The following is a 21,465-nucleotide window of genomic DNA, read 5'->3' on the forward strand; positions in this document are numbered from 1 at the left end:
GGGCTACCAGCCGCGGACGCGGTCGGAAGGTGCGCGAGGCCGGGCGAGCCGTGATGATAGGGCCGCCCGGCTTAGACGTCTTCCTCATCGTAGCTTGGGGTGGGGCTGAGAAGGTTCTCAGTGGCCGCCCGGTGCCGGACCCGTAAACAGGCGCTCGTATTCGGCCTCGGGAGTGCCGTAGGAGGGGCCGGCTAGAGCGAGCAGCGCCGCGCGATCGCGAACGATCAGGGTACCGCGCTGTCGACCGATCACGCCGGAACGCTCCAGGACCGAAATTGCGCCCGTCAGGCCCGGACGATTGACCCCGAGCATCAGCGACAGAAACCGGTGCGTCGTCGGAAGTTCGTCACCCTCGGTCCGATCGTGACACATGAGCAGCCAGCGGGCGAGACGCGGCTCCAGGGTGTAGCGGCCGTTGGCTAGGGCCGTGGCCGTGGCCTGCACGCCGAGGACGTGCGCATACCGCAATAGCTGATTGTGCAGGCGCCGACTGTGCCGAAGCGCATCAGTGAGGGCACTTACCGGCATGACCTGCGCTAGCCCGATAGCCTGAACCCGAGCCTCGTCCGGCGTCCGCTGGGCATCGAGTAGGATCGGCACGCCAACCATGCCTTCGCATCCGACCAGTCCGACCTCGACCTGTTGGCCATCCGCCGCGACGCTGACGAGCGAGACGATGCCTCGTTCGACGAAGGCAACCCGCGTGATCGGGGTGTCGGCTTTGATCAGCACATCGCCCAACGACAGGATCGCGAGTTCGAGGTGCGGTCGCAGGAGATCGAAATCGTCCGGATCTAGGGATCTGAGCAGGCGATTGAGGCAGCTGTGCTGCATCGGTTGAGACCTAGTCCCGTTCACTTGGAGCGGGAGGTCCAAGAGCCCTCGGTCACGAGCACCTGGACGTGCCTGCGTACGACGCCTGCCTATCTTTGAGCCTAATTTCTTAGGAGCACAAGATATCGGTCAAATGATGGAGATCTTGTCGGATATCTGACATATTGGCAGGCATCGAGGCGCAGCGATGTGAGCCCCATGCAGCAGGCGCTGACGCGGAAGCTCGAGAGCTTCGAACCCCTCTCCGACCCAGCTCGCTCGGCCTTGAACAACCTGATACTCAAGGTCCGGCAGGTCGGCGCGCGCCAGGATCTGATCCGGGAAGGCGATAAGCCCGACAACGTCCTGCTGATCCTCGACGGCTTTGCCTGCCGGTACAAGGTCCTTCCGGACGGCCAGCGCCAGATCATGGCCCTGTTGTTGCCCGGCGATTTCTGCGACCTGAACGTGTTCATCCTCGACGAGATGGATCACACCATCGGCACCATCTCGCAGTGCCAGGTTGTGGACATCCCCCGTCGGGCCATCGATGAGATCACGGCGCATCACACGAGCATCGCGCGCGCCTTCTGGTGGTGCTCCCTGGTCGACGGTGCCGTCCTGCGCGCGTGGTTGGTCAACATGGGCGCGCGCGCTCCGGACCAGCGCATCGCTCACCTCCTCTGCGAACTTTTGATGCGCCTGGAGGCGGTGGGGCGTGTCACCGACAACAGCTACGCGTTTCCGCTCACACAGTCTGAGATCGCTGACACGATGGGCCTGTCCGACGTGCACGTGAACCGGACGCTGCGCGAGCTTCGCGCCCTCGGCCTGATCCACCTCAAGCGCCGCGTGCTGACCATCCTCGACGTCGAGCGAATGAAGGCTTTCTGCAGCTTCGCACCGAACTACCTGCACTTGCGCAGCACGCGCTGGGGTGATCGTCGCGACCTGAGTTGGCCCGGTATGGCCCAGGAGGGCTAGCCGATGTCCGAGCGGGGCAACGTCGAGACGCTGATTGTGCTGCAGCCGATCGCGGTCGACACGGGCAGCCTTGACCACGACGGCATGCTGGTGATCGCCAACGGCCTGCTCGTAGCCGTGCTGGTGCGCCTCGCCGAACCCGAGCATGCCAATGTCGGAAGCTGGTTCATGGAGGCGGGGTTCGGCCGGCTGCAAGGGCTGAGGGTCCCTGCCTTTCCGGCCCTGGAAGAGGCGAGCCGCTGGGTACGACGGCATCTGAAGCCGGCCTGAGCTGCATGTCCACAGCGAACGCTGCCTCCATGCCCTGTCCGATCACAGGCTGACGAGCCGAACCGTGATGATATGAACCGCCCAGTAAGCGCAATACAGGGTCGAGCCATTTGCTCGTCGCCTCAGACGTTTAGCTGCAATCGAACGAACCATCGCCAGGCCCGGTGATTGTTGCATTGAGATGAGCCCAATCATAGTCATCGCTATATCTGCTGGTGGCCTCGGTCCGCTCGTGCGGATCGTTGAGGCGCTGCCCAGCACATGTCGCGCCTCCGTGTTCGTCGTGCAGCACATTGGGACACATCGAAGCTGCCTACCCGACATCCTCGGTCGGTGCGCCGGTTTCCCGGCAGCCTTTGCGCAGCACGGTGAGATTATTGAGCATGGCCGGATCTACGTTGCGCCGCCCGACCACCACATGCAGTTGCGTTTCGGTGCGATCCGTCTGGATCAGGGGATCAAGGTGCACTTCGCGCGTCCGGCCGCCGATCCCCTGTTCATCTCAGCGGCCGAAACCTACGGCGAGCGCGTCGTCGGGGTCGTGCTCAGTGGGGCGAACAGTGACGGCGCCGAGGGGATGCGAGTGATCACGGCGCATGGTGGCCTCGGCTTGGTCCAGGACCTGGAAGAAGCCGAATTCCCCGAGATGCCTTCAGCGGCGGTGAGACGCGATCACCCTGAGGCGCCTCTTACGAGCGAGCGACTCGCTGAGCGCGTTGCTGCTCTCTGTTTGGGTCGCTGAGTTCGAGAAACCAGCGGCTGATGACGGTACGACCCCCGTCAGCCCGCAGGCTGCCAGCGCCGTCACCAGCACCGTGAAGCCGACGAGCGAGACGGTGCCGCCGATCCCGCCATGAGCCCCACGCGTCATCGGCCTGCGGCCTTCTTCGCATACTCCCAGACCGGAATGCCCCAGACCTGACCTTGCTTGGTCCGGTAGCCTGATCCGTCTGCGAACACGACCCTGGTTGGCTCCACCGCCAAAGCCTTGCTCCCGGAGACCATCATCACCCCGCAGTAGTCGATCCGCAGCCTTCCATGCTCTGGATGAAGCGCGAACAGCTCGGCCGCCGTCCAACCGAGCGCATGGGCCTCAGCCCCGAGCCGGTCGCAGAAATCGATGGCAGCCTCGCGGATCGGCACCCAGCGGGTAGGCGTCAGATACCGGCACGGCGAGGCGTGCGGGGACAGATCCTCAAGGGCACTGCGCCACACGGCAGCGGCGTTCGGGAGCATGGTGGGTGCGAAATCGGAGGCCATACGGCCGAGCTACGGCAAGCGTCACCGTCAAACCATGCGGCCAGAAGCGACCTTGCCCAACATGGATTGGGATAGCCCCGCCGCCCCATATGATGAGAAAGCCCGCCCTGGTGTTCCAGGTGCGGGCTTGTTGCGATTGCGCCAAGGAGGCCGCACCGCGAGACCGTACATCCGGGTCTCGGTGCTGCTCTTTCGACGCTCAGCCCCCAGCCGATCGCTGACAGCTACCTCAGCCGTTATGGTTAACCGATCGTTGCAGCAGGGCAGAGCCCTCACTGTCCCGTCAGCCCCGGCGCCACTAATCCGCGTCGTCTAACCCATCCCGGCGCGCGCCTCGGGCGACGACTACGAGGGCATGATCCGGCAAGGCACGCTGGAGATCCTTCGCCTCCGGCCAGGGCGCCGACAGCCACGTCGCCCACTCCTCCGGCTTTGTGAGGATCACCGGCATCGCCTTCGGGTGCACGGCGCCGACCTCGGTGTTCGGTTCGGTGGTTAGGAAGGCATACAGGTCGTCGGTCGTCTCGCCGTCCTTCACCTTCCGCACGCTCTGCCAGCCCTCGACCAGGATGCCCGCGAAGCAGGTGAGCGGCCGGTCCTCTGTTAGGGCGAACCACACGGGCGGGTGCGAGCCGTCCGCGGCCTTCTCGTTCTCACTGAAGCTCGTGAACGGCACGAGGCAGCGGTGCTCGGGCGACAGCCAGCGGCGCCAGTGCGGCGAGGCGGTGTTGCGGACGTTCGTGACGCCGGGATCGACCTTCTTACCCTTCAGCGCGAAGGCCGGGGAGGGCATGCCCCAGCGCATCATCGACAGGGCACGAGCACCGTCGCGCATGCGGATCACGGGCGCAGCCGTGTTCGGGAAGATGCCGGGCAGCGGCGGCAGGTTGCCGGTGTCATCGCGTTCGACGCTGAACGCCTTGCCGATCTCGGACTGCGAGCGGATCAGGCTGTAGAGGTTGCACATACAGCAGGCTCGCCGAGGCCGCGGTGACGATCAGGACCGCGAGATATCGAACACTGCCCCGCCGCCCGGTCCAATCACGGGTCGGCGGGGCTTAATGCCGTTCCTCACGGCGAGGGGCCGGCACGCGACACGGCCCGAGACGCAATATGGGGGAGGGCGGTTATCGGATACGGAACGGCCTCGTTTGACGTGATCCCGGATCGGGATGCTAGTCGGCTGCACCAAGCTGGCGCGGTCGGTGGTGCAGGCTCAGCAGTTATCAGCGCCGGGCTTCACGGGCTGACCTTCGGGCGCTTTCTTCGAGCCATCATCTTTCATCGCCGCGCCGGTGTTGTTCATTGCGCCGACCGTGCCGGGAGACTCTGCTTTGGCACCAGGGCTCACCTTTGAGGTCGAACCGCCATCGACGTTCGAGCTGGTATCCTTCCCGGTAGCTGCATTCGTGGTCGTGCCGACATTGCAAGGAGCGGCAACAGCGAAGCTCGCTGACAGCGTGAGCATCGCAGTGGCGGTGGCGATATTCAGGGCCTTGGACATGGTTCCTCCAGTTTCTTAGCCTAAGGGAAGGGGGCTCAGAGATCGTTGTTCCGGGTACACCGTGTGGCAACTGCTCGCGGCCGAGAATGCTACCCCTTTCGCTCCCGGAACCGGATCCCGGCACCGCCGCCGTCCTTAGGGATGAACTCCAAGGCAGCTATCACGGCACCAGACCCACGAGTCCACAGACTGCCAGGGCCGTGACGATGACAGTGAAGCCCGCCAGCGAGACGGTGCCGCCGATCCGGGCCCAGCGCCGGCTCACGGCTGGCGCATCCGCACGCCGGCCCCGCCGCCGTTCTGCGGGATGAACTCGACGCCTGCCGCTTCAAGGGCGGCCCGCATCTTATCGACGCTGCTGACACGCGCGTCCTGACCGGCCTCAAACCGGTTGATGGTGTTGGCTCCCACGCTGGCCTCGCGCGCGAGATCCTGCGTGGTCCACCCAAGTGCGGCGCGGGCCATTCGGCATTGAAACGGCTTCATATGGTGATTTTATCACCGAATGTGGTTGACATCAAACCGGTGACGGCGTTACCACTAGTGGTGAGATTTACACCACTTGGTGCCCGCCATGTCCCACCGCACCGTCTCCTGGACCCGCCTCTCCCGCTCGCTGCACGACAGCAAGCCGGCAATCCCCGCCGGCCTTCTCAGCGCCCGCGCCCTCATCCAGTTCGGCGCCCGCACCCGTCCCCTCGCCACCGCCGGCCAGTACGACCGCGCCGCCATCATGGCCGCCGCCTGCAAGGCCGCCCCCGGCATCATGGAGCGCTGCGGCGTCTCCCGCCGCGAGGCGATGTCCTCCGCCCTCAAGGCCGCCTGGCAGGTCGCCAAGGCCGCCCGCCGCGCCGCCGCTCACTGATCCCCTGACCATGCCGGGCTGAGCCCCGGCTCGCACCCCCTTCACCACCACCGACCCACCGCCACGAGCCCTCACCGGAGCCCGAACGATGACCTATGCCCGCATCCCGAATTTCAGCCAGCCCGTCCCAGCCCGTAGCGACAGCCCGCGCACCGGCCGCCGCCGCCTCTCGGCCGACGGTCGCTACCTCAACCTGCCGAACGAACCCGTGCCCGGCGAGATCGAGCCCTGGCAGGCCGTGGCGCCCGTCCGGCCCGACACCGCGTACAGCCGCAGCCTGCGCTTCCTCGACGTCGGCGCCGAGCTGCTGGCCGCCTTCGTCATCGTGGGCGGGGGCATGGTGCTCACCGGCCTCGCAACGCTCCTCTGACCCAGCCCGCACCCGACCGGGCCGGATGCGCCACGGCGCGCTGAGCCTTCCATCCCCTTCACCTGCGTACCCTCACGAACCTCCACGGGAGCTCGATCGATGTCCCATGCCTTCGCCACCGCCCGCACCACCCCGACCCTGCGTGTCTCGCTCGCTGAGCGCACCGCTGCGCTGAGCGCCGCCCTCACACGGGTCCGTCGGACCCCGGCCGCGCCGCAGTCCGATACCCGAACCGCCCTGCTGACGGCCTACACCGAGGCGCAGGACGTGCGTCCGATCTTTGAGCACGAGGACGACCTCGGCACGCCGTCCTATCGTGCGGCCCTCAAGGTCGAAACCCGGCTGCGCCGCCTCGTGTCGGAGGTGATCGAGGCGCCGACACCGACCACTCGTGATGGGCTGGCGACGCTGGCGCTAGTCATGGCGATCGATGCCGAGGGCAGGATGCAGTTCCGCGGTGATAGCGACCGCGAGTATGCCCGCGCTGCCCGCGCGCTCGTCATCCTGACCGGCATCACCCTGCCGGCCAGTTTCCTTGGCTTCGGTGACGAGCCAGAGTTCGAGACCCGAGAGACAGCGTTGCTCGCCCTTCCCGGCCGCCTCCCTGAATGGGCGCGGGTCGAAGCCTCTGCCGCCGCTTGAATTCTCAGATCCGCCTTCGAGGCGAAAGCGACTGGCGGTCACGCGAGTGGCGCCGGTCGCATATCCAATTCTCAGCTATCTCCGCCCTCGACGCTGCGGATCGCATCATCGCGGTTCTGGACCGCATGGACGGGGATACCGATCTGGAGGACGCCGGGGACGCGGAACCATCCCTGGCGGCCCCCGAGAACGCCACCGGCTCGCAGATCACTTGGTTGCGCGGCAACGATCAGGACCGCGAGGCCGAGACGCTGGAGACCGTGCTGCCGGAGGTGCCGGCCGAGGCGACCGTGATCCACGTCGAGCCCCTGCGCTGGGGCGGCCGGGGCAACCTGCTCGCGGCGGCTGGGGTGGCGCTCCTCGACTTACTCGAACTGGCATAGAGGAAAGATGACTGGAGGCTTGCGTTGCCCCGCGGCGACGCCGGCTCTGCCCAGGGCAAAGCGGCTTGAGGAGAGATGCCGTGAACGAACTCAACGGCCGCATGCTTGGGTTGCAGATCCTGCTCACCGGAGTCATCGCCCGCATGGCAGGAGAGAAGCGTGACCCCGTGGGGTTCCTCACGGAGTTCCGCGATGAGATCCAGGCAGTCGTGCGCGGTATCCGAATAGCCGGATCTGACGATGAGGCAGCGATGCGCGCCCAGGCCCTCGGCGCGATTGACGAACTATTCTCGCTCATGAAGCCGCCGAGCCAGGATTAAATGCCCAGTGGATCAGGCAGGTCGAATGGTTCGGCGGGCCTCGTGGACGACGGACCTGAGCTGTTAATCCGTATGCCTGCTACGGACCGCGCACAGGACTGTGAATTGTTGCTGTCATGTGACAGTGCCCCATGGTCGCTCGTCCGCCGGTCGCCGGATGTTGTGGTGCTGCTCGTAACGCACTGTTATCGCAATGGTTTTTTTACGCATCAATAGTTTGTCAGTTGTTATTTGTAATAGATACAAACTGGCGAAGCTACGAAACAACGCCTTTAGCGCGGTTTAGCACTCGCTTCTTATTATAGTTCTAATGTTGAATTCTTGACTCAAATAGACGGGTGGTTTTCACGCTGGTCTATCACCGGTCGTTGCAAACGCTGGTGATTGGAGGCAAGAATACTGTGCTGCGTCAGTCGCGTGTTCCGACATCACTGCGCCAACATCCGATATGCGGCCGTAAACCGACGTTCTCTACATCGAGGGGAGCGCTAGGCTTAGCATGTGCGGCAGCGGGGTCTGTCGGCAGCGCGGAAGCACAGTCTGGGCCTGCTACAGCGCTGCCTCCGATGACTGTGGATGCACCTATAGCCCGGCCTCGTCCACCGGCGCCGAAGCCGAGCCAAGCGCAGGTCAAAGCCCGTACCGCCCTCCGACAGGCTGTTCGAACGCAACGGCGCGTTACTTCACCTCCAATTGTTGCCCCGGCTCCAAGCTCCGGCACGGCGACGGGGGCTGGTGCTCCGGCCCAGGGCATCGGTGATCCGAGCCGAGATCCCTACGCCAACCCGAGCTCGCCTTACCAAGCGCTCAACGTCGCCTCACCGCGCTTTACACAGCCGATCCTCGACACGCCCAAGTCGATCACCGTGCTGACGCGACAGGTGATCGACGATAAGAATGCGACCAGCTTCCGCGAGATCGCCCGCACGACCGCCGGCGTAACGCTCGGTACGGGCGAGGGGGGCAACGCCTTCGGCGACCGCTTCTTCATTCGCGGCTTCGATGCGCGCAACGACGTGTTTGTCGACGGCATCCGCGATCCGTCCGTCAGCGTGCGCGAGAACTTCTTCACCGAGCAGATCGAGATCTTGCGCGGGCCGGCATCGAGCTTCGCGGGCCGCGGCACCGCGGGCGGTGCTGTCAACATCGTTACAAAGCAGGCGACGACGTTCGGCGACTTCTACAAATCGGAGGGGCAACTCGGGACCGATAACACCCGACGCGTCACGCTCGACCTCAATCAGGTCGTCAGCCCAGCTCTCGCGATCCGCGTGAATGGCCTGTACCAGGAGGCGAACGTCGCGGGCCGCAAGTACGTCTTCGATGATCGCAATGGAGCTGCCGTCGCTGTCACGCTCAAGCCGGCCGACGGCTGGACGTTCAACGCCAACTACTTTCACACGGATCTGAACAGCCTTCCGGATTTCGGCGTGCCGTTCAACGTTCAGTCGCGACGCCCGTTCACCGAAAGCATCGTCCCACGCGACACCTACTACGGCTTCGTCAATCGCGACTTCTATCGCGTGCAGCAGGACATCGGCACACTGGTGTCGGAGTATGCGCCGAGCGAGGACTTCAAGATCACAAACCGCTTCCGGGCTGGGCACTCGGTACTCGATTATGTTGGCACCTTACCGGAGCGGCCAGTCATCCCGGGCAATGGCAACCTCTATGGCACGACGCTGAGCCTCAACCCACAGAGCCGCTATCAGACCGTCGACGTCGTGGCCGACACCACCGACGCGACCTTCAAGTTCGCGACCGGTCCGATCCTGCATACGGCGGTCCTGGGTACCGAGTTCAGCCGCGAGGCCGTCAGTCGCGACACTTACGCTGGCCTGCGTTCCGAAAATTCGAACCTCGGGACAACGGGTATCTTCAGTGGCACGGGTAGCTTGGCTGGCATCAATATCTTAGCACCGCCCAACCTTTTACCTTTCAGCACAAAGCCATATCTGACTGGAAATCCGGCTTATATCCCCGTCGATACGAAGGCCGGATACCTCATCGAGACGATGAACTATCAGGATCTCGTCCTGCTGAATGGCGGTGTCCGCTACGACGACTACAATATCTCGTCGACCCAGGGCACGAGCTCAGCCAGCGTCCATTCTGGTAACTTGAACTACAACATTGGCCTGACGCTGAAGCCGCAGCCTTGGCTGAGCGTCTACGGTGCTCATGCTACCTCGTCGAACCCGGTCGGGGCCGAGCTTGACGCCTCCGGCTCGGCCTATGGCGGCCTCAGCGCGACCTTCACCGGCAACCAAGTCTTCAAGCCCGAGCAGAACACCGCCGACGAAGTCGGCGTGAAGGCCGAGCTGTTCGACCGTCGCCTCCTTGCCACTTTCGCCGTGTTCCGCACACTCAAGGAGAACGCTCGCGAGACGCTCGGCACCGGTGCCGCTCAATTCATCGCGGCCGATGCGGCATACCGGGTCGAGGGCGTCGACCTGGAGGTCGCCGGCAAGATCACCGACGATTGGAGCGTGTTCGGCGGCTATGTGGCGATGGACACCAAGGTCACCCGGTCGGGCGACCCCACGGTGATCGGCAACCGGCTGGCCAACATCGCCCATCGCTCGTTCAGCATGCTGTCCAAGTACAGGATCACGCCGTGGCTCGAATTCGGCGCGCAGGCGATCAACAACTCTCGCATCTCGGGCGGAACTCTCGCTGCCAACGCCAACGTCTTGCCGTCGTATTGGCGCTTCGACGCCTTCCTAGAATACAAAGTCAATGAGAATTTAAACGTCAAGCTTTACGCTCAGAACCTTCTCGATCGCCGCTACTACGACGCATTTTACCGCAGCGACGCCCCGTTCGCATTCATCGCCCCTGGCCGGGCAGTGTACCTCATCGCGCAGACGAAGTTCTGACCGATGTTGATCTGCATCCCAGAAATCCTGAGCAAGGCGGAGGTCGCCGACTTCCGCCGTATCATGGACGCCGCCGAATGGGAGGACGGTCGCTCGACGGCGGGATCCCAATCGGCCATGGTCAAGCGCAACGAGCAGCTTCCGCCGAACGGCGAACCCGCTCGTCATCTGGGCGATCGGATCGTCAAGGCACTGCTGGCCAACCCCCTGTTCGTCTCCGCCGCGATCCCCCTTCACATCTTCCCGCCGTTGTTTAACCGCTACGGCGAGGGGCATCATTTCGGCATCCATGTCGACAACGCCGTGCGCGGCGATCCGGCGACGGGAATGCGCATCCGTACCGACTTATCGGTGACCCTGTTCCTTGCAGAGCCGGACACCTACGACGGCGGTGAGCTCGTAGCCGAGGACTACTACGGTTCGCAGGAAGTGAAGCTGGCCGCCGGCGACCTTGTCCTGTACCCGGCCTCAAGCCTGCACATGGTCACGCCGGTCACCCGGGGTACGCGGGTGGCCTCATTTTTCTGGCTTCAGAGCATGGTCCGGAGCCCCCAGGCCCGCAGCCTGATCTACGATCTGGACACTGCGATCCAGGGCCTCGTCGCGGAGCTCGGTCGTGACCACACCGAAGTGGTCAGGCTGACGGGCATCTACCACAACCTCATTCGGACCTGGGCCGAGGTATGACCGGACACCGAGAGTCGATGGACCGGGTGGCAGTGGGCCGAGCGTCCATCGTCGCCCACGTGGGCCGCATACTGCTGGCCGCGCTTTGGCTCATATCAGGGCCGGCACTCGCGCAGTCGCCAGGTACCCCCACGCCAACTGCGGCTGCGCCAGCCGTTTCCGCGACGCCGCACCCCATGCACCCGTCCGAGACGGGACTTCCCCTTGAGCAGGTCCCGCCGACCGAAGTCCAATCGGCGCCGGATCTGCCACAACGGGTGGCCGTCCGGGTCGCGGCACCCGCCGGTCACGAGTTGTCGCCGTGGTCGATGTTCCTGAACGCCGACATCCTGGTGAAAATCGTGATGGCCGGGCTGGCGCTCGCCTCGGTGATTACCTGGACGATCTTGGTGGCCAAGTCGATCGAGCTGGGGCTCGCCCGCCGCGCGCTCACCCACGCCCTGGGTCGCATCGCCAGCGCCGGCTCGCTGACCGAGGCCGGGGAGACGCTCGCCGGCCGCACGGTACTCGATAGGCTGGTCGCGGCGGTCGCCGACGAGATGCGGATCTCGCGCGGCCCACCGGACGGCATCAGGGAGCGGGCTGTCTCGCGCTGCTCGGAGATCGTCAAGGCAGAAGGGCGCACCGCCCGACGCGGGATGGGGGCGCTCGCCACGATCGGTGCGATCTCGCCGTTCGTCGGACTGTTCGGCACCGTCTGGGGAATCATGAACAGCTTCATCGGCATCTCGAAGGCGCAGACCACCAACCTCGCGGTGGTGGCCCCCGGCATAGCCGAGGCGCTGCTCGCCACTGCCATCGGGCTCGGCGCGGCGATCCCGGCGGTGATCATCTACAACCATTTCGCCCGGGCGACCCGTGGCTACGGCGACCTCATCCAACGCGCCTCGGGAGTCACGATGCGGTTGCTGTCGCGTGACCTGGACCACGGCTTCGCGGGCGGGCGTCATGCGCCGCTCGCCCGCGCGGCCGAGTGAGCGGGGACGGTCATGGCCATCGCACTGGGCGGCGACGAGGATGACGGCGACGAGTTCGGCGAGGCGCACGAGATCAACGTCACGCCGTTCATCGACGTGATGCTCGTTCTGCTGATCATATTCATGATCGCCGCCCCACTCTCGACGGTCGACCTGCCGATCGACCTGCCTTCTTCCAGCGCCGTCCCGCAGAAGAAGCCTGACAAGCCGACCTACGTCACGATCAAGGCGGATCTGGCGGTTGCGGTCGGCGAGGCACAGGTCAAGCGGATCGATCTGGCCAAGGTCCTCGACGCGCAGGGCGATCCCAACAAGGAGCGTCGCATCTTTCTGCGCGCCGACCGCGCGGTGCCTTACGGTGAGCTGATGGATGTCCTGGAGATCCTGCGCGCAGGTGGCTACCTCAAGGTCGCTCTCGTCGCTCTGGAGGGTTTGCCCGGCGGGTCGGCGGGAGAGGTGAGGGACGGGACGCAGGCCTTGCCACCGCTAAAACCGTGACAGGCGAGGCGCGCCTCGAATACGGGCTCGCCGGGCGCCGCTGGCCGCTTTGGCTCGCAGCTGGCGCCTTCGTGCTTGGCCTCCACGCGAGCGGGATCGTGCTGGCCGTGACCTACACGCCGCCCGACGAGGCGGACGACCTCGGCGCGAATGCCCTGGAGATCGGCCTAGAGATGATGGCGGTACGGCACGAGCCTACCGACCTCCCCGCCGGTCCTGAGGCAGACGACGCCACCGCTGCGCCGGCTGTGGTGCAACAGAAAGCCGTCGACGACCCGACCGAACTGCCCAAGGCCGTGCCGACTGAGACGGAGGATCCGGACCGGATCGTCTCGCCTGATGCGACGCGCAAACCGCAAGAGGACGAGACCAAGGTCAAGGCGGTCGAGACTAGCCCGTCGATGGAGTCAGTTGCATCCGAGGCTGCAGCTGCGCCGACTTCGGAGACGATGAAAGAGGCGCCACACTCGACCGCTCCAGTCCTGGGGACCGGCGAGAGCGCGCGGCGCATTCGCACTACGTGGCAGAAGCAGCTTCTGGCCCATCTCGAAAGGCACAAGCGCTACCCTGGCGGAGTGCGGCGTCCGACCGGCCAGGTGATGGTGACGTTCATGCTGGATCGTCTTGGGCGGGTAGTGTCGGCTACCGTAGTGAAGGGCTCGGGCGACGTCGCACTAGATGATGCGGCATTGGCCATGATGAAGCGTTCTGATCCGGTACCGCCGCCGCCGCCACTGGTCGCAGACGAGGGGCTTATCTTCTCCATTCCGGTCGTGTTTCGAGCGAAAAAGTAGATACTGCAGGCAATGTCACGAAGCCCGCAGTAGTCGCTCCACCTCGCGCACTTGGTCCTTCGGCCTCAGGTTCAGCCGCGCCCGCATGGCCTTACCCGGCTTGAACTGGACGTTCCGCTTGGCCACGACGACGACGCTCTGGCCCGTGCGCGGGTTGCGACCCATGCGGGGGCACATCTCCCGCGTAGCGAACGTGCCGAAATCGCGTATTTCCACGCGGTCGCCGTCTGCCAGGGCACGGGTGATGCGGTCGAGGATAGCGTCGACCACCGCCTCAACATCCTTGGCGTAGAGGTGCGGGTTCTGCTCCGCGATGCGGTCGACGAGCTCGGATCGGATCATGCCCAGAAGGTGCCGCCGCCAAACCACGCGCGGCAAGTGCGAGGCCGCACGATCCAAAGGACGGCTGTCTCACCAGCAGACTTTTTCGCCCTGCCAAGGCGCACCATCGCACCCAAGAGCGCTCCGTTGGTGCGGGGGGTCATACCGGTAGACGATCATCGGGCTGAAGAAGGCTCCCAGCGCCGTCAGGGCATGACGACAGGTATGTGGCTCCGGACGCGGGGTCGCCGGCGCCGGCATGAGCGGAACCGTCACGACACAGTTCGTATTGGCGTTGTCGTACACCCAATGACCAAGCTCATGGGCGATCAGCCTATCCCAGCCGGTCAGAACGGACGTGCAGAGGGTGACAGGCGCCCGTTCGTCCGCTTCCGCCAGTGAAGGGAGTGCCACCGTCCGCTCATCGTCGAACTTGACCATAAGCTGAAGCGTGCCGCCCATGGCCTCGACATAGCTCCGCAGCGTCGAGAGGAGCAGATCACTGCGCCGCTCAAGGCGCGAGATGCTGTCCTGTCGGACGTTGAGCAGTTCTGCCATTCGTTCTTGGGTGAGCTTCCTAGCCTTGCGCATGCGTCGAAGCGCGTGTTCCTCAAGGATTAGCTCCTCGGATCGGGCCGCAATCTGCTCGCGGCGCTCTTCCGGTAGAGCCTCCAGGATCTGATCAAGCGTCTTCATGGCCTTCTCCTCCTCGACCGCCTCACGGGGTTGAGTGTCTTCAGATGCGCTGCGAACCGCTCGTCGGCGGTTCGGATAAGCTGCTCGTACCACTTGGACTGGTTTGCGCCTTCCTTGTCCCCACCGCACAAAACGATCGCTTGGCGCTGCGGGTCAAAAGCGAAGGCGAACCGCCACAAGCCGTCGAGCCGAAACCGTAGCTCCTTCATGTTTTGAAACTGCGAGTTGTGCAGCCTGTCCACGTTCGGCCGTCCCAGATCGGGCCCAAACTCGGCAAGCAGCCAGAGCCGCGCCAGAAGCTCGTTCTGGATCGGGACCGGGAGCCGCTGAAATTCGGGCTCGAAGTCGTCATGGAGGGCGACCGTGAACGGCATCCACTGAAGAATGCATTACCGAGAATATGGTTTCAAGGCCATATTTTGCGTAGGGAGTGCGGCGTCACGTGCCGGCAAAGCGTTGACTTAACCGTGCCGCCCGGCCGAGATGGACCGTTCCGGCCGCACCCGCCCTGGCGAGTCGCGGCCACTATCAGGAGAGCAGCCGCCGCGGATCTGAGACCCTGAAACGACTACGGGCCCCCTGTCGCCAAACAGAGAGCCCGCGAAATCGAAATGGCCTGGTGGGGACCAGTTGCAATCCCCCATCAGCCATAGCTCCCGCCGGGAGTCAACGGGAACGCCAATTCCCGGAGCGATGAAGTCGTGCCTCGTTCACAGCCGCGGTCCGAAAAGGACCGAGGACGATGTTTCACGCCACCATGCGGTCGGCGATCGAGGACGCGCGCACGCTCGCGCAACTCGACAGCCTGTCGCGATCCATCTGGCAGGCCCACGCCGCCGAGACTGTGACCGACTCAGAGGCGCAGGGCTTGGCTGAGACCCTGCACACCCGCAGGAGTGCGATCCGCGAGGCCGTGGCGCCCGTCGGCATTCCGCTCGGCCGCGTGACGCTGTTCCCGCCGAGGCGCCCCCAGCGGGCTCCTGAGCGATCCGTGGCGATCGAGCGCCGCCGTCGGCTGGCCTTCTCGGGCCCGATGCCGCCCGCGCTCGGATCCCGGTTCACCACCGGGCAGCTCGCGGTCCTGCGGATCGTCGGCGACGAGATGGCCCGCAACGGCGCCTGTGGGCTGTGCATCGACGCCATAGCGGCACGAGCTGGCGTCTGCCGGCGACTGGTTCAGGCCGCGATCCGGCTGGCCGAGGGCGACGGGCTGCTGACCATTCAGGAGCGCCGCCACCAGGGCCGGAAGAACGAACCGAACGTGGTCCGCATCATCTCGCGGGAATGGCTTCAGTGGCTCCGGCGAGGAGGGCGGTCCGCGGCCCCGGCGCTGTTGGGCGGCATAGGGTGCAAAACGATTCACCCCACGGATAAGGGAGATCCACAGAGGCAGGTTGTGGACGCGGAATCGAAGAAGGGCTGCCGGGAGGCAGCGGTTCGGGCCACCGTCGCGACCAGGCGCGATTCTGTCGCGGGTCCGGCAAAGCTAGGCGACGCTATGTCTTGAACACATGTAGCTGGACGATCTGACGAACGATGCGAAACTATCGCCTCTGCGCAGCCTACCGAGCCCCGGATGGTTTGCTGAGCACACCGGTGTACGAGGAGACGATCACGGCCAAGGATACTTCTGAGGCTGTCGCTCGTGCCAAAGCCACTGAACTGGATATGGCCAGCTTGAAGGCGAACGCGATCTACCTCGTCAACTCGGACGGGCATGTCGCCTGGTCGTTGCGGATCGCCGAAGCTACGGATGATGCGGCTTAAGGTTATTGCTGCCGCCAAGCCACGTCAGTGATGCGGCGCGTGGACCGTTGAGGGCTGATCCTGTAGCTTGAGCGGATGTCAGAGGATCGTCTTCAGTCTGATCAACCGCTCATCCAGATTAATCGCAGGCTTGAAGCTTCGCGTTCGCTGGACGAGATCGTGACGATCCTGCGCGATACAGCGCGGCAGATCGCCGGGTCCGATAGCATCGCCGTCGTGCTGCGGGAAGGCGACTGCTGCCACTACGTCGCCGAGGATGGGATTGGCTACCTGTGGCGCGGGTACCGCTTTCCACTGGATGCCTGTATCTCGGGTTGGGCGATGCTCAACAATGAGACTGCGATCGTACCGGATATCGAGGCTGATCCGCGTCTGTCTGCTGCCGCCTACCATCATACCTCAATGCGCAGCCTTGTGATGGTGCCGATTGGCTCCCCCGAGTCCGTGGCCGCTCTCGGGGCGTATTGGTGCAGCTTTGTCACCATCGATCCGGGCACGGTCTATCGGCTAGAGGCATTGGCAGAGAGCGCAGGGACTGCCCTAGCCCGCATACGAGGCCTATAGCGACATCGCTACGCCCGGCTGCTACAGCACTGATCCTTCCCGCATACGTGCCCGAGGCGTTCGCGACGTCACACGGCCCGGCGTGGGTAAGCACGCGACGACAGGCGCATCCGGTCCAGTTCACCGAGGCTCGCCCGTGACGCCTCGGCCGGGCGGTCTCGTGAGGGTCAGTGCGATGCGGCGGGACTAGAGACCGCAAGCGCCGGCTCACGGCCTGTCTCTGCATATCAGCAACCTCAACCAGCCTCGCCTATGCCGTAGGTGCGAGCGGCCTTTGCCATACGGATGAGCTGCTCGAGATCCAACTCCACGGCATCTTTCACGTCATCGACCTGCAGTAGCTCGCCGAGGCCGACAAGCTCTAGGCGCAAGGCCTCGATCATCGTTTCCAGCGATTCCCCCAGGGCGCGGATCTGTTCCTCACGGGGCCCCAGATCCACTCCCTCAGCAAAGGCACCGGCCAGGGCTGCTCTGAGACCCTGAACCTCATCAAATGGAACGATGGAATGGGGTCCCACAGGGCTCATCGTCGCCTCAGGTCACTTGGGCAGTTGCACGGATAGGGCCGCCTGCAGCTGATGCGGATTTGCCTATCTTGTAAGCACATTTACGACGCCAAGCGCAGATCTGCACAGTTGCCGGCTCTTTATCCAACTCATTCCACCGTATTAACCATCGTGTAACAGAGGTTAATAATTCGTTGGCGCGAAGCTCAGCTTTGTGAGGAAATACGTAGGCGGGCTGGCCGCCCGTCTCACCCTCCGAGGTCAACATGGTTCGGGTCACGGCGCCCAGGCTCTCACTCCGCCTGGGTCTGCGCGCTCTCGCGAGCCTCGCTGCGCCGCCGACCCTACTTCTGCTCGCCGGCACAGGTTCGGCCAGCGCGCACGTGAAGTGGTTCTGCGCCTACGACGTCGCCGGCCAACCGCGTGGCCTCGAACAGGTGCTCTGCCTGGACTTTGAGTGGCTGACCGGGCTCGCTCTTTTGTGCCTCATGTTCGGATGCTTGGCCGAGGGTACGCCCCTGGGGGGCGTGCTGCTCAACGCCCTCGACCGCGTGACCACGCGGATCCGCATCGACACCGAGCTGCTGGTCCGCACCACGCTGGGTTTCTTCCTGGTTTCGCTCTTCGACCTCGGCGGCATCATCCTGACCCCGGAACTGAAGACCGACGTGGCTTGGATCCCGGGGCTGCAACTCGCCATGGCGGCGTGCCTGATCTGGCGCCGGACCATGCCGCTCACCGGGCTCGGTATCGTCTTCCTGTTCAGCTACGCCACGGCGCAGTACGGCGTCTTCCACCTCGCCGATTATCCGGTTTTCCTGGGCGTGGCCGCCTACCTGATCTGCCAGAGCCTCGGCTTGAAGCCCTTCGGCGTTCGCCCCCTCGACATCGTGCGGTGGGCTGCCGCGATCACGCTGATGTGGGCATCGGTCGAGAAGTGGGCCTACCCGCAGTGGACCGATCCGCTGCTGGCCGCCAAGCCGCAGATGACCATGGGCGCGACCCCCGAGCTGTTCATGCAGGCCGCCGGCGTCATCGAGTTCACCCTGGCCTTCGCGCTGATCTGGACGCCCCTGGTGCGTCGGATGTCGGCGATCATCCTGGCGGCAATCTTCGTCTCGGCGGTGTTCGAGTTCGGCAAGGTCGACGCGATCGGCCACTCGGGCATCATCGTGGTGCTGCTCGGGATCGCCGCAGACGATGTGCGGTCCGTGGTGCGGGTCCGCGACGCCGCTTGGGCGCCGGCATACTTTGGCGGCGCGCTCGCGACCTTCCTGGCACTGTACTACGTCGGCCACGAAGCCCTGTATGCGGGCCTAGCAGCCATCCCCACGATCTGAAGCGCTACCGGTAGACGGGTCGAAATACGCGCCTACCGCACGTGGACGGCGAGCTTCATCTTCGGGTGAACGCCGCACAGGACGGTGAAATCACCCTCCGTCGGGAACGTGATGACGGCTTTGGCGCCGGGCTCGATATCACCGGAGTCGAAGGCAAACGTCTCGGCTTCGACGTAGGCCTGGTGGACGAAGTTGTCGTCATCGTTGACCACCGTGATGTGCTCACCGACGTGGAGTGCGACGTCCCCCGGCCCGAAACGTTTGCCCTTCTGCGATACGATGTGATCCGCATCCGGGAGGCTCGCGATGGCGCCGCTGGCCACAGCCAGCAAGATCACGGTCCCGAGCATAATCACCGGAAGCAAATTCCGGTTGTTATTGAACATTTTGGCCACCAAAAGTAGATCACAATTTCAGCTGAGATTGAATTAACTCGGTTAATCGCCCCTCAAGATACCTGAAGTTTTCATATCATGACGAGGTTGTGATCACGTGCTGTTCAAGCGGAAGCGATGGCAGAGCGAGGGAGGGGATCTCCAGGCAGATTGAGCGCCGCTCGACGCTAGCCCCACTGTTCGCCATCCTAGCGGCATGCCCGTGCAGCGCGGTTACCGCAATACCGACCTAGACAACGTGTTGTTGAGCGCATGCTACAGGTCGGGCGCCCTGACGGCGTATCAATCCGTCTAGTCGGCATGCTGGACACCCGTGGGCGAAGGATCATGACCGAAAGCATCGTCCCGCTACGCAGGAAAGGTCAGCAGCAATTTGCTCTCGACCAGGTCGATACCGCTGCTGTGGAACTGCTTGCTAGCGGCCAAGCGACGAGCCTGCAGGCGGCACGGGCTGAGGTGATCCTCGTAGATATGCGAGAGCAGCGGGATCAGATGATGGCGGTGCTCGCCGATCTGCGTAGCCGCCAGCCGACCGCCGACCCTCAGCTCGACGCGGCCTACGCCAATCTCGTCACGGCGATCAACGATGGCATCGTGCAGATCGACCTGTTCATCGCCCGTGCGCAACTCTTCACGGCGGAAGCCACGCACCCGGAGAGTCAATGCCGGTAGCGTTCGGCCAGACTCATAAGTGACTGGGCCAGCTGGGTGATGTTGGCCGAAGCCGTCTCGACCTGGCGGGTGCCGGCCGCGGTCTGCTGGCTCGCCTGCCGGATGCCATGTAGGGCCTGCATCACCTGCTCGATGCCGAGCTGCTGCTGGTTGGTCGAGGCCACGATCTGCTGGAAGGTCTGCACGTTCTCCTCCACCCGGGCGGTGATCTCCTCGATGGTCCGCTGCGTCGTGTCCGAGCGGGTCTTGCCGGATGCGGCCCGCTTGACCGCCTCCTCGGTGAGCATCACCGAGGTGTTGATCCCCCGCTGGATCTCCCCCAGAAGCCCGCGCACCTGCCCAGTGGCCGCCTTCGCCTGGTCGGCCAAAAGCTTCATCTCGGACGCCACCACCGCGAAGCTGCGCCCGCTCTCCCCGGCCGCGGCCGCCTCGATGGCCGCGTTGAGCGCCAGCAGGTGCGTGCGCTCTGAGATGTCGTTGACCGTCTCGATGATGTCCCCGATCGTCTGGGTCTTCTCCGACAGGCCGACGATGTTGCCTGCCACAGCCTCCGCCTGCTCCCGGATCGCCTCCATCGCCCGGGCGGTGTCCGAGACCGCCCGCAGGCCCTGCCGCGAGGTCTGCGCGGTCGCCTGGGCGGTGGCGATCACCTCGGTCGCCCGCTTGCTGATCTGCGCCCCCGAATGCGTGATCTCGTCGACCGTGGCGGCGGTCTCCTGAACGGCCGCAAATTGCTCCTCCACCGAGGCCGCCTGCTCCTGCGCCGACGCCCGGATCTCCGCCGCCGCCGCGTTCAGGTCGGCCGTCGTCGCACGGTTGGTCCGCGCCAGGTCCGACAGGCCCGAGACCATCGCGTTGATGGTGGTGGCCAAGCGGCTGACCTCGTCACGCCCACGCGCTTCCAGCCGGCCTGAGAGGTCGCCTTCACCGACTCGATCGACGAAGGTCATCAGGCCCTTGAGTGGTCGCACCACCGAGCGGCTGATCAGCCATGTGATGGCCATTGCAAGCAGAACTGCGGCTGCCAGCGTGAGATAGATCGACAAGCCTGAGTTCTCTTGGATTTCTCTGACCCTGCGTTGGCCAGCTGCAAAATTGTCGTCGAGCACGTCGCGAGTTCCGTCTACACGCTTCAGCAACGCGGCCTGGGTCTGGTTGAGTTCGGCATTCCGAGTGATGACCGCGGCGACGTCCTTGGCGGCTACGGCAGAGAACAATGCCTCGGCTGTAGTGCGTAGGCCCGTGAAGAAAGCCGCGGTCTCGGTCGCTCGCGCGCCGAGCTTCTTCCAGTTGGATGCCCGATCGCTCGATAAGGCCAAGGGCTCATACTCTTGGGCCGACCGGACCAGCGCCCTCAGCGCAGCCTCGACTTGATCGGCGGTTTGCCGCCAAGCCGCCGCGGTCTCGCCGATCGGCTTGCCGACGAGGGCAGGGTCGGTGGTACCGCCACGCTCGCGCACCAAGAAGTCGATGACGGCGTTCCGGCGCAGGTTGCCGATCGCGCGGGTGTCGTTGCCAAGATCGTCGATGAGGCGGGCGAGCCTGAGGTCGCGCGCTACGATGCCATCGGTGGCCTCGCGTACCGAACCGAGCTGGATGATCGCGTAGACGCCCAGCGCCACCATCATCAGGGTTACGGCAGCGAAGCCGAGCAGGATGCGTTGGGCGATTGAGAGCGACACCGTGACCTCTAGGTACGACCGTCCGAGGGGCACCCAAGACGGGACAGGTGGATCGGGGAACCCGAGATCTCTCACATCCGGCATGAGGCGCCTACAACTGGCGCGTCATCAACCCGCTGCATGGTCGCGTGAGACGCGGCGGCGGGACTGGAGACCGCAGGTGCCGGCCCACGGCCCTCGACAAGCGCCGAAGCGCAGGTCCGGTCCCGAGCGCTCGCCGGACGCATCGTGAGCGTGCAAGGGTTCGCTAACCGACGGCCGTCACCGTCGTCGACA

Annotated in this window: 29 protein-coding genes; 18 read left to right on the forward strand and 11 right to left on the reverse strand. The window is 64.7% G+C overall.

Annotated elements, in window-relative coordinates:
- Positions 1-117: 117 nt before the first annotated feature.
- Positions 118-834: a Crp/Fnr family transcriptional regulator gene (locus AC3IF1_RS29345; protein ID WP_489220643.1), complete on the reverse strand. Its 717-nt coding sequence runs from the start codon at positions 832-834 to the stop codon at positions 118-120.
- 198 nt (positions 835-1,032) lie between these two features.
- On the opposite strand from AC3IF1_RS29345, the gene AC3IF1_RS29350 reads away from it, so the two are divergent.
- From AC3IF1_RS29350 to AC3IF1_RS29360, 3 genes are all read left to right on the forward strand, one after another.
- Positions 1,033-1,797 carry a Crp/Fnr family transcriptional regulator gene (locus tag AC3IF1_RS29350; protein ID WP_489220644.1) on the forward strand — a complete coding sequence of 255 codons (765 nt, stop codon included), beginning with the start codon at positions 1,033-1,035 and terminating at the stop codon, positions 1,795-1,797.
- 3 nt (positions 1,798-1,800) lie between these two features.
- On the forward strand, positions 1,801-2,067 hold the full coding sequence (locus AC3IF1_RS29355) for a hypothetical protein (RefSeq protein ID WP_489220645.1): 267 nt from the start codon (positions 1,801-1,803) through the stop codon (positions 2,065-2,067).
- 181 nt (positions 2,068-2,248) lie between these two features.
- Positions 2,249-2,809 (forward strand): chemotaxis protein CheB, encoded by a 561-nt coding sequence (locus AC3IF1_RS29360; protein ID WP_489220646.1) that lies wholly within the window; start codon positions 2,249-2,251, stop codon positions 2,807-2,809.
- Between the two features lie 125 nt (positions 2,810-2,934).
- On the opposite strand, the gene AC3IF1_RS29365 is transcribed toward AC3IF1_RS29360, so the two are convergent.
- The 4 genes from AC3IF1_RS29365 to AC3IF1_RS29380 all read right to left on the reverse strand — a co-directional run bounded on the left by AC3IF1_RS29365 (position 2,935) and on the right by AC3IF1_RS29380 (position 5,296).
- A complete protein-coding gene (locus AC3IF1_RS29365; protein WP_489220647.1) occupies positions 2,935-3,327 on the reverse strand; it encodes a hypothetical protein in 393 nt (130 codons plus the stop codon).
- 298 nt (positions 3,328-3,625) lie between these two features.
- A complete protein-coding gene (locus tag AC3IF1_RS29370; RefSeq protein WP_489220648.1) occupies positions 3,626-4,294 on the reverse strand; it encodes an SOS response-associated peptidase in 669 nt (222 codons plus the stop codon).
- Positions 4,295-4,543: 249 nt separating this feature from the next.
- On the reverse strand, positions 4,544-4,831 hold the full coding sequence (locus AC3IF1_RS29375) for a hypothetical protein (protein WP_489220649.1): 288 nt from the start codon (positions 4,829-4,831) through the stop codon (positions 4,544-4,546).
- A gap of 261 nt (positions 4,832-5,092) precedes the next feature.
- Positions 5,093-5,296, reverse strand: a complete 204-nt coding sequence (locus AC3IF1_RS29380; protein WP_489220650.1) for a helix-turn-helix domain-containing protein — start codon at positions 5,294-5,296, stop codon at positions 5,093-5,095.
- A gap of 109 nt (positions 5,297-5,405) precedes the next feature.
- Here AC3IF1_RS29380 and AC3IF1_RS29385 point away from each other — a divergent pair, with 109 nt between their 5' ends.
- From AC3IF1_RS29385 to AC3IF1_RS29430, 10 genes are all read left to right on the forward strand, one after another.
- Positions 5,406-5,696 (forward strand): hypothetical protein, encoded by a 291-nt coding sequence (locus AC3IF1_RS29385; RefSeq protein ID WP_489220651.1) that lies wholly within the window; start codon positions 5,406-5,408, stop codon positions 5,694-5,696.
- Positions 5,697-5,784: 88 nt separating this feature from the next.
- A complete protein-coding gene (locus AC3IF1_RS29390; protein ID WP_243966142.1) occupies positions 5,785-6,066 on the forward strand; it encodes a hypothetical protein in 282 nt (93 codons plus the stop codon).
- Positions 6,067-6,165: 99 nt separating this feature from the next.
- The gene (locus AC3IF1_RS29395; RefSeq protein WP_243966150.1) at positions 6,166-6,708 is read left to right on the forward strand and encodes a hypothetical protein; all 543 of its coding nucleotides are present in this window, start codon (positions 6,166-6,168) and stop codon (positions 6,706-6,708) included.
- A gap of 125 nt (positions 6,709-6,833) precedes the next feature.
- Positions 6,834-7,091, forward strand: coding sequence for a hypothetical protein (locus AC3IF1_RS29400; protein ID WP_243966152.1), 258 nt, complete (start codon positions 6,834-6,836; stop codon positions 7,089-7,091).
- 80 nt (positions 7,092-7,171) lie between these two features.
- Positions 7,172-7,411: a hypothetical protein gene (locus AC3IF1_RS29405; protein ID WP_243966155.1), complete on the forward strand. Its 240-nt coding sequence runs from the start codon at positions 7,172-7,174 to the stop codon at positions 7,409-7,411.
- A 404-nt stretch (positions 7,412-7,815) separates the two neighbouring features.
- Entirely contained in the window at positions 7,816-10,290 is a 2,475-nt protein-coding gene (locus tag AC3IF1_RS29410; RefSeq protein WP_409564778.1) for a TonB-dependent receptor, read from the forward strand.
- Positions 10,291-10,293: 3 nt separating this feature from the next.
- A complete protein-coding gene (locus AC3IF1_RS29415; protein ID WP_243966159.1) occupies positions 10,294-10,977 on the forward strand; it encodes a Fe2+-dependent dioxygenase in 684 nt (227 codons plus the stop codon).
- The gene (exbB, locus tag AC3IF1_RS29420) at positions 10,974-11,954 is read left to right on the forward strand and encodes a tonB-system energizer ExbB (RefSeq protein WP_409564776.1); all 981 of its coding nucleotides are present in this window, start codon (positions 10,974-10,976) and stop codon (positions 11,952-11,954) included. The genes AC3IF1_RS29415 and exbB overlap by 4 nt, the downstream gene beginning before the upstream one ends.
- Positions 11,955-11,966: 12 nt before the next feature.
- A complete protein-coding gene (gene exbD / locus AC3IF1_RS29425; RefSeq protein WP_243966173.1) occupies positions 11,967-12,452 on the forward strand; it encodes a TonB system transport protein ExbD in 486 nt (161 codons plus the stop codon).
- Positions 12,449-13,246 carry an energy transducer TonB family protein gene (locus AC3IF1_RS29430; RefSeq protein ID WP_243966176.1) on the forward strand — a complete coding sequence of 266 codons (798 nt, stop codon included), beginning with the start codon at positions 12,449-12,451 and terminating at the stop codon, positions 13,244-13,246. The genes exbD and AC3IF1_RS29430 overlap by 4 nt, the downstream gene beginning before the upstream one ends.
- 15 nt (positions 13,247-13,261) lie before the next feature.
- Here the strand turns inward: AC3IF1_RS29430 and AC3IF1_RS29435 are convergent, their stop codons facing one another.
- The 3 genes from AC3IF1_RS29435 to AC3IF1_RS29445 form a co-directional block, all read right to left on the reverse strand.
- Positions 13,262-13,588 carry an HU family DNA-binding protein gene (locus AC3IF1_RS29435; RefSeq protein WP_489220652.1) on the reverse strand — a complete coding sequence of 109 codons (327 nt, stop codon included), beginning with the start codon at positions 13,586-13,588 and terminating at the stop codon, positions 13,262-13,264.
- Positions 13,589-13,657: 69 nt separating this feature from the next.
- Complete coding sequence (locus AC3IF1_RS29440) at positions 13,658-14,263, reverse strand: XRE family transcriptional regulator (protein ID WP_489220653.1); 606 nt, start codon at positions 14,261-14,263, stop codon at positions 13,658-13,660.
- Positions 14,260-14,637, reverse strand: coding sequence for a type II toxin-antitoxin system RelE/ParE family toxin (locus AC3IF1_RS29445; protein ID WP_489220654.1), 378 nt, complete (start codon positions 14,635-14,637; stop codon positions 14,260-14,262). Before AC3IF1_RS29445 ends, AC3IF1_RS29440 begins: the two co-directional genes overlap by 4 nt.
- A 368-nt stretch (positions 14,638-15,005) precedes the next feature.
- Between AC3IF1_RS29445 and AC3IF1_RS29450 the strand changes: the two genes are divergently transcribed.
- The 3 genes from AC3IF1_RS29450 (at position 15,006) to AC3IF1_RS29460 (ending at position 16,594) form a co-directional block, all read left to right on the forward strand.
- Positions 15,006-15,770, forward strand: a complete 765-nt coding sequence (locus AC3IF1_RS29450; protein WP_489220655.1) for a hypothetical protein — start codon at positions 15,006-15,008, stop codon at positions 15,768-15,770.
- A gap of 89 nt (positions 15,771-15,859) precedes the next feature.
- Positions 15,860-16,030, forward strand: a complete 171-nt coding sequence (locus AC3IF1_RS29455) for a hypothetical protein (protein WP_489220656.1) — start codon at positions 15,860-15,862, stop codon at positions 16,028-16,030.
- Between the two features lie 75 nt (positions 16,031-16,105).
- Positions 16,106-16,594: a GAF domain-containing protein gene (locus tag AC3IF1_RS29460; protein ID WP_489220657.1), complete on the forward strand. Its 489-nt coding sequence runs from the start codon at positions 16,106-16,108 to the stop codon at positions 16,592-16,594.
- Positions 16,595-16,830: 236 nt separating this feature from the next.
- Here AC3IF1_RS29460 and AC3IF1_RS29465 read toward each other — a convergent pair whose 3' ends face one another.
- A complete protein-coding gene (locus AC3IF1_RS29465; RefSeq protein ID WP_489220658.1) occupies positions 16,831-17,112 on the reverse strand; it encodes a hypothetical protein in 282 nt (93 codons plus the stop codon).
- A 254-nt stretch (positions 17,113-17,366) separates the two neighbouring features.
- Here AC3IF1_RS29465 and AC3IF1_RS29470 point away from each other — a divergent pair, with 254 nt between their 5' ends.
- Complete coding sequence (locus tag AC3IF1_RS29470) at positions 17,367-18,440, forward strand: hypothetical protein (protein WP_489220659.1); 1,074 nt, start codon at positions 17,367-17,369, stop codon at positions 18,438-18,440.
- A 32-nt stretch (positions 18,441-18,472) separates the two neighbouring features.
- Here the strand turns inward: AC3IF1_RS29470 and AC3IF1_RS29475 are convergent, their stop codons facing one another.
- Positions 18,473-18,826 (reverse strand): cupredoxin domain-containing protein, encoded by a 354-nt coding sequence (locus tag AC3IF1_RS29475; RefSeq protein ID WP_489220697.1) that lies wholly within the window; start codon positions 18,824-18,826, stop codon positions 18,473-18,475.
- A 336-nt stretch (positions 18,827-19,162) separates the two neighbouring features.
- Here AC3IF1_RS29475 and AC3IF1_RS29480 point away from each other — a divergent pair, with 336 nt between their 5' ends.
- Complete coding sequence (locus tag AC3IF1_RS29480) at positions 19,163-19,507, forward strand: hypothetical protein (RefSeq protein WP_489220660.1); 345 nt, start codon at positions 19,163-19,165, stop codon at positions 19,505-19,507.
- On the opposite strand, the gene AC3IF1_RS29485 is transcribed toward AC3IF1_RS29480, so the two are convergent.
- Positions 19,495-21,132 carry a methyl-accepting chemotaxis protein gene (locus tag AC3IF1_RS29485; protein ID WP_489220661.1) on the reverse strand — a complete coding sequence of 546 codons (1,638 nt, stop codon included), beginning with the start codon at positions 21,130-21,132 and terminating at the stop codon, positions 19,495-19,497. The two genes, AC3IF1_RS29480 and AC3IF1_RS29485, sit on opposite strands and share 13 nt — an antisense overlap.
- Positions 21,133-21,465: the final 333 nt, after the last annotated feature.

The organism is Methylobacterium sp. E-012 (assembly GCF_057836545.1).

Bases quoted from the DNA above. Each gene is read 5' to 3' on its own strand.
- AC3IF1_RS29485 (WP_489220661.1), bottom strand. From the start codon at position 21,132: ATGGTGGCGCTGGGCGTCTACGCGATCATCCAGCTCGGTTCGGTACGC.
- AC3IF1_RS29445 (WP_489220654.1), bottom strand. From the start codon at position 14,637: ATGCCGTTCACGGTCGCCCTCCATGACGACTTCGAGCCCGAATTTCAG.
- AC3IF1_RS29400 (WP_243966152.1), top strand. From the start codon at position 6,834: ATGGACGGGGATACCGATCTGGAGGACGCCGGGGACGCGGAACCATCC.
- AC3IF1_RS29350 (WP_489220644.1), top strand. From the start codon at position 1,033: ATGCAGCAGGCGCTGACGCGGAAGCTCGAGAGCTTCGAACCCCTCTCC.
- exbD (WP_243966173.1), top strand. From the start codon at position 11,967: ATGGCCATCGCACTGGGCGGCGACGAGGATGACGGCGACGAGTTCGGC.
- AC3IF1_RS29355 (WP_489220645.1), top strand. From the start codon at position 1,801: ATGTCCGAGCGGGGCAACGTCGAGACGCTGATTGTGCTGCAGCCGATC.
- AC3IF1_RS29385 (WP_489220651.1), top strand. From the start codon at position 5,406: ATGTCCCACCGCACCGTCTCCTGGACCCGCCTCTCCCGCTCGCTGCAC.
- AC3IF1_RS29395 (WP_243966150.1), top strand. From the start codon at position 6,166: ATGTCCCATGCCTTCGCCACCGCCCGCACCACCCCGACCCTGCGTGTC.
- AC3IF1_RS29475 (WP_489220697.1), bottom strand. From the start codon at position 18,826: ATGTTCAATAACAACCGGAATTTGCTTCCGGTGATTATGCTCGGGACC.
- AC3IF1_RS29415 (WP_243966159.1), top strand. From the start codon at position 10,294: ATGTTGATCTGCATCCCAGAAATCCTGAGCAAGGCGGAGGTCGCCGAC.
- AC3IF1_RS29440 (WP_489220653.1), bottom strand. From the start codon at position 14,263: ATGAAGACGCTTGATCAGATCCTGGAGGCTCTACCGGAAGAGCGCCGC.
- AC3IF1_RS29360 (WP_489220646.1), top strand. From the start codon at position 2,249: ATGAGCCCAATCATAGTCATCGCTATATCTGCTGGTGGCCTCGGTCCG.
- AC3IF1_RS29480 (WP_489220660.1), top strand. From the start codon at position 19,163: ATGACCGAAAGCATCGTCCCGCTACGCAGGAAAGGTCAGCAGCAATTT.
- AC3IF1_RS29345 (WP_489220643.1), bottom strand. From the start codon at position 834: ATGCAGCACAGCTGCCTCAATCGCCTGCTCAGATCCCTAGATCCGGAC.
- exbB (WP_409564776.1), top strand. From the start codon at position 10,974: ATGACCGGACACCGAGAGTCGATGGACCGGGTGGCAGTGGGCCGAGCG.
- AC3IF1_RS29470 (WP_489220659.1), top strand. From the start codon at position 17,367: ATGGTTCGGGTCACGGCGCCCAGGCTCTCACTCCGCCTGGGTCTGCGC.
- AC3IF1_RS29380 (WP_489220650.1), bottom strand. From the start codon at position 5,296: ATGGCCCGCGCCGCACTTGGGTGGACCACGCAGGATCTCGCGCGCGAG.
- AC3IF1_RS29390 (WP_243966142.1), top strand. From the start codon at position 5,785: ATGACCTATGCCCGCATCCCGAATTTCAGCCAGCCCGTCCCAGCCCGT.
- AC3IF1_RS29365 (WP_489220647.1), bottom strand. From the start codon at position 3,327: ATGGCCTCCGATTTCGCACCCACCATGCTCCCGAACGCCGCTGCCGTG.
- AC3IF1_RS29375 (WP_489220649.1), bottom strand. From the start codon at position 4,831: ATGTCCAAGGCCCTGAATATCGCCACCGCCACTGCGATGCTCACGCTG.
- AC3IF1_RS29460 (WP_489220657.1), top strand. From the start codon at position 16,106: ATGTCAGAGGATCGTCTTCAGTCTGATCAACCGCTCATCCAGATTAAT.
- AC3IF1_RS29450 (WP_489220655.1), top strand. From the start codon at position 15,006: ATGTTTCACGCCACCATGCGGTCGGCGATCGAGGACGCGCGCACGCTC.
- AC3IF1_RS29370 (WP_489220648.1), bottom strand. From the start codon at position 4,294: ATGTGCAACCTCTACAGCCTGATCCGCTCGCAGTCCGAGATCGGCAAG.
- AC3IF1_RS29435 (WP_489220652.1), bottom strand. From the start codon at position 13,588: ATGATCCGATCCGAGCTCGTCGACCGCATCGCGGAGCAGAACCCGCAC.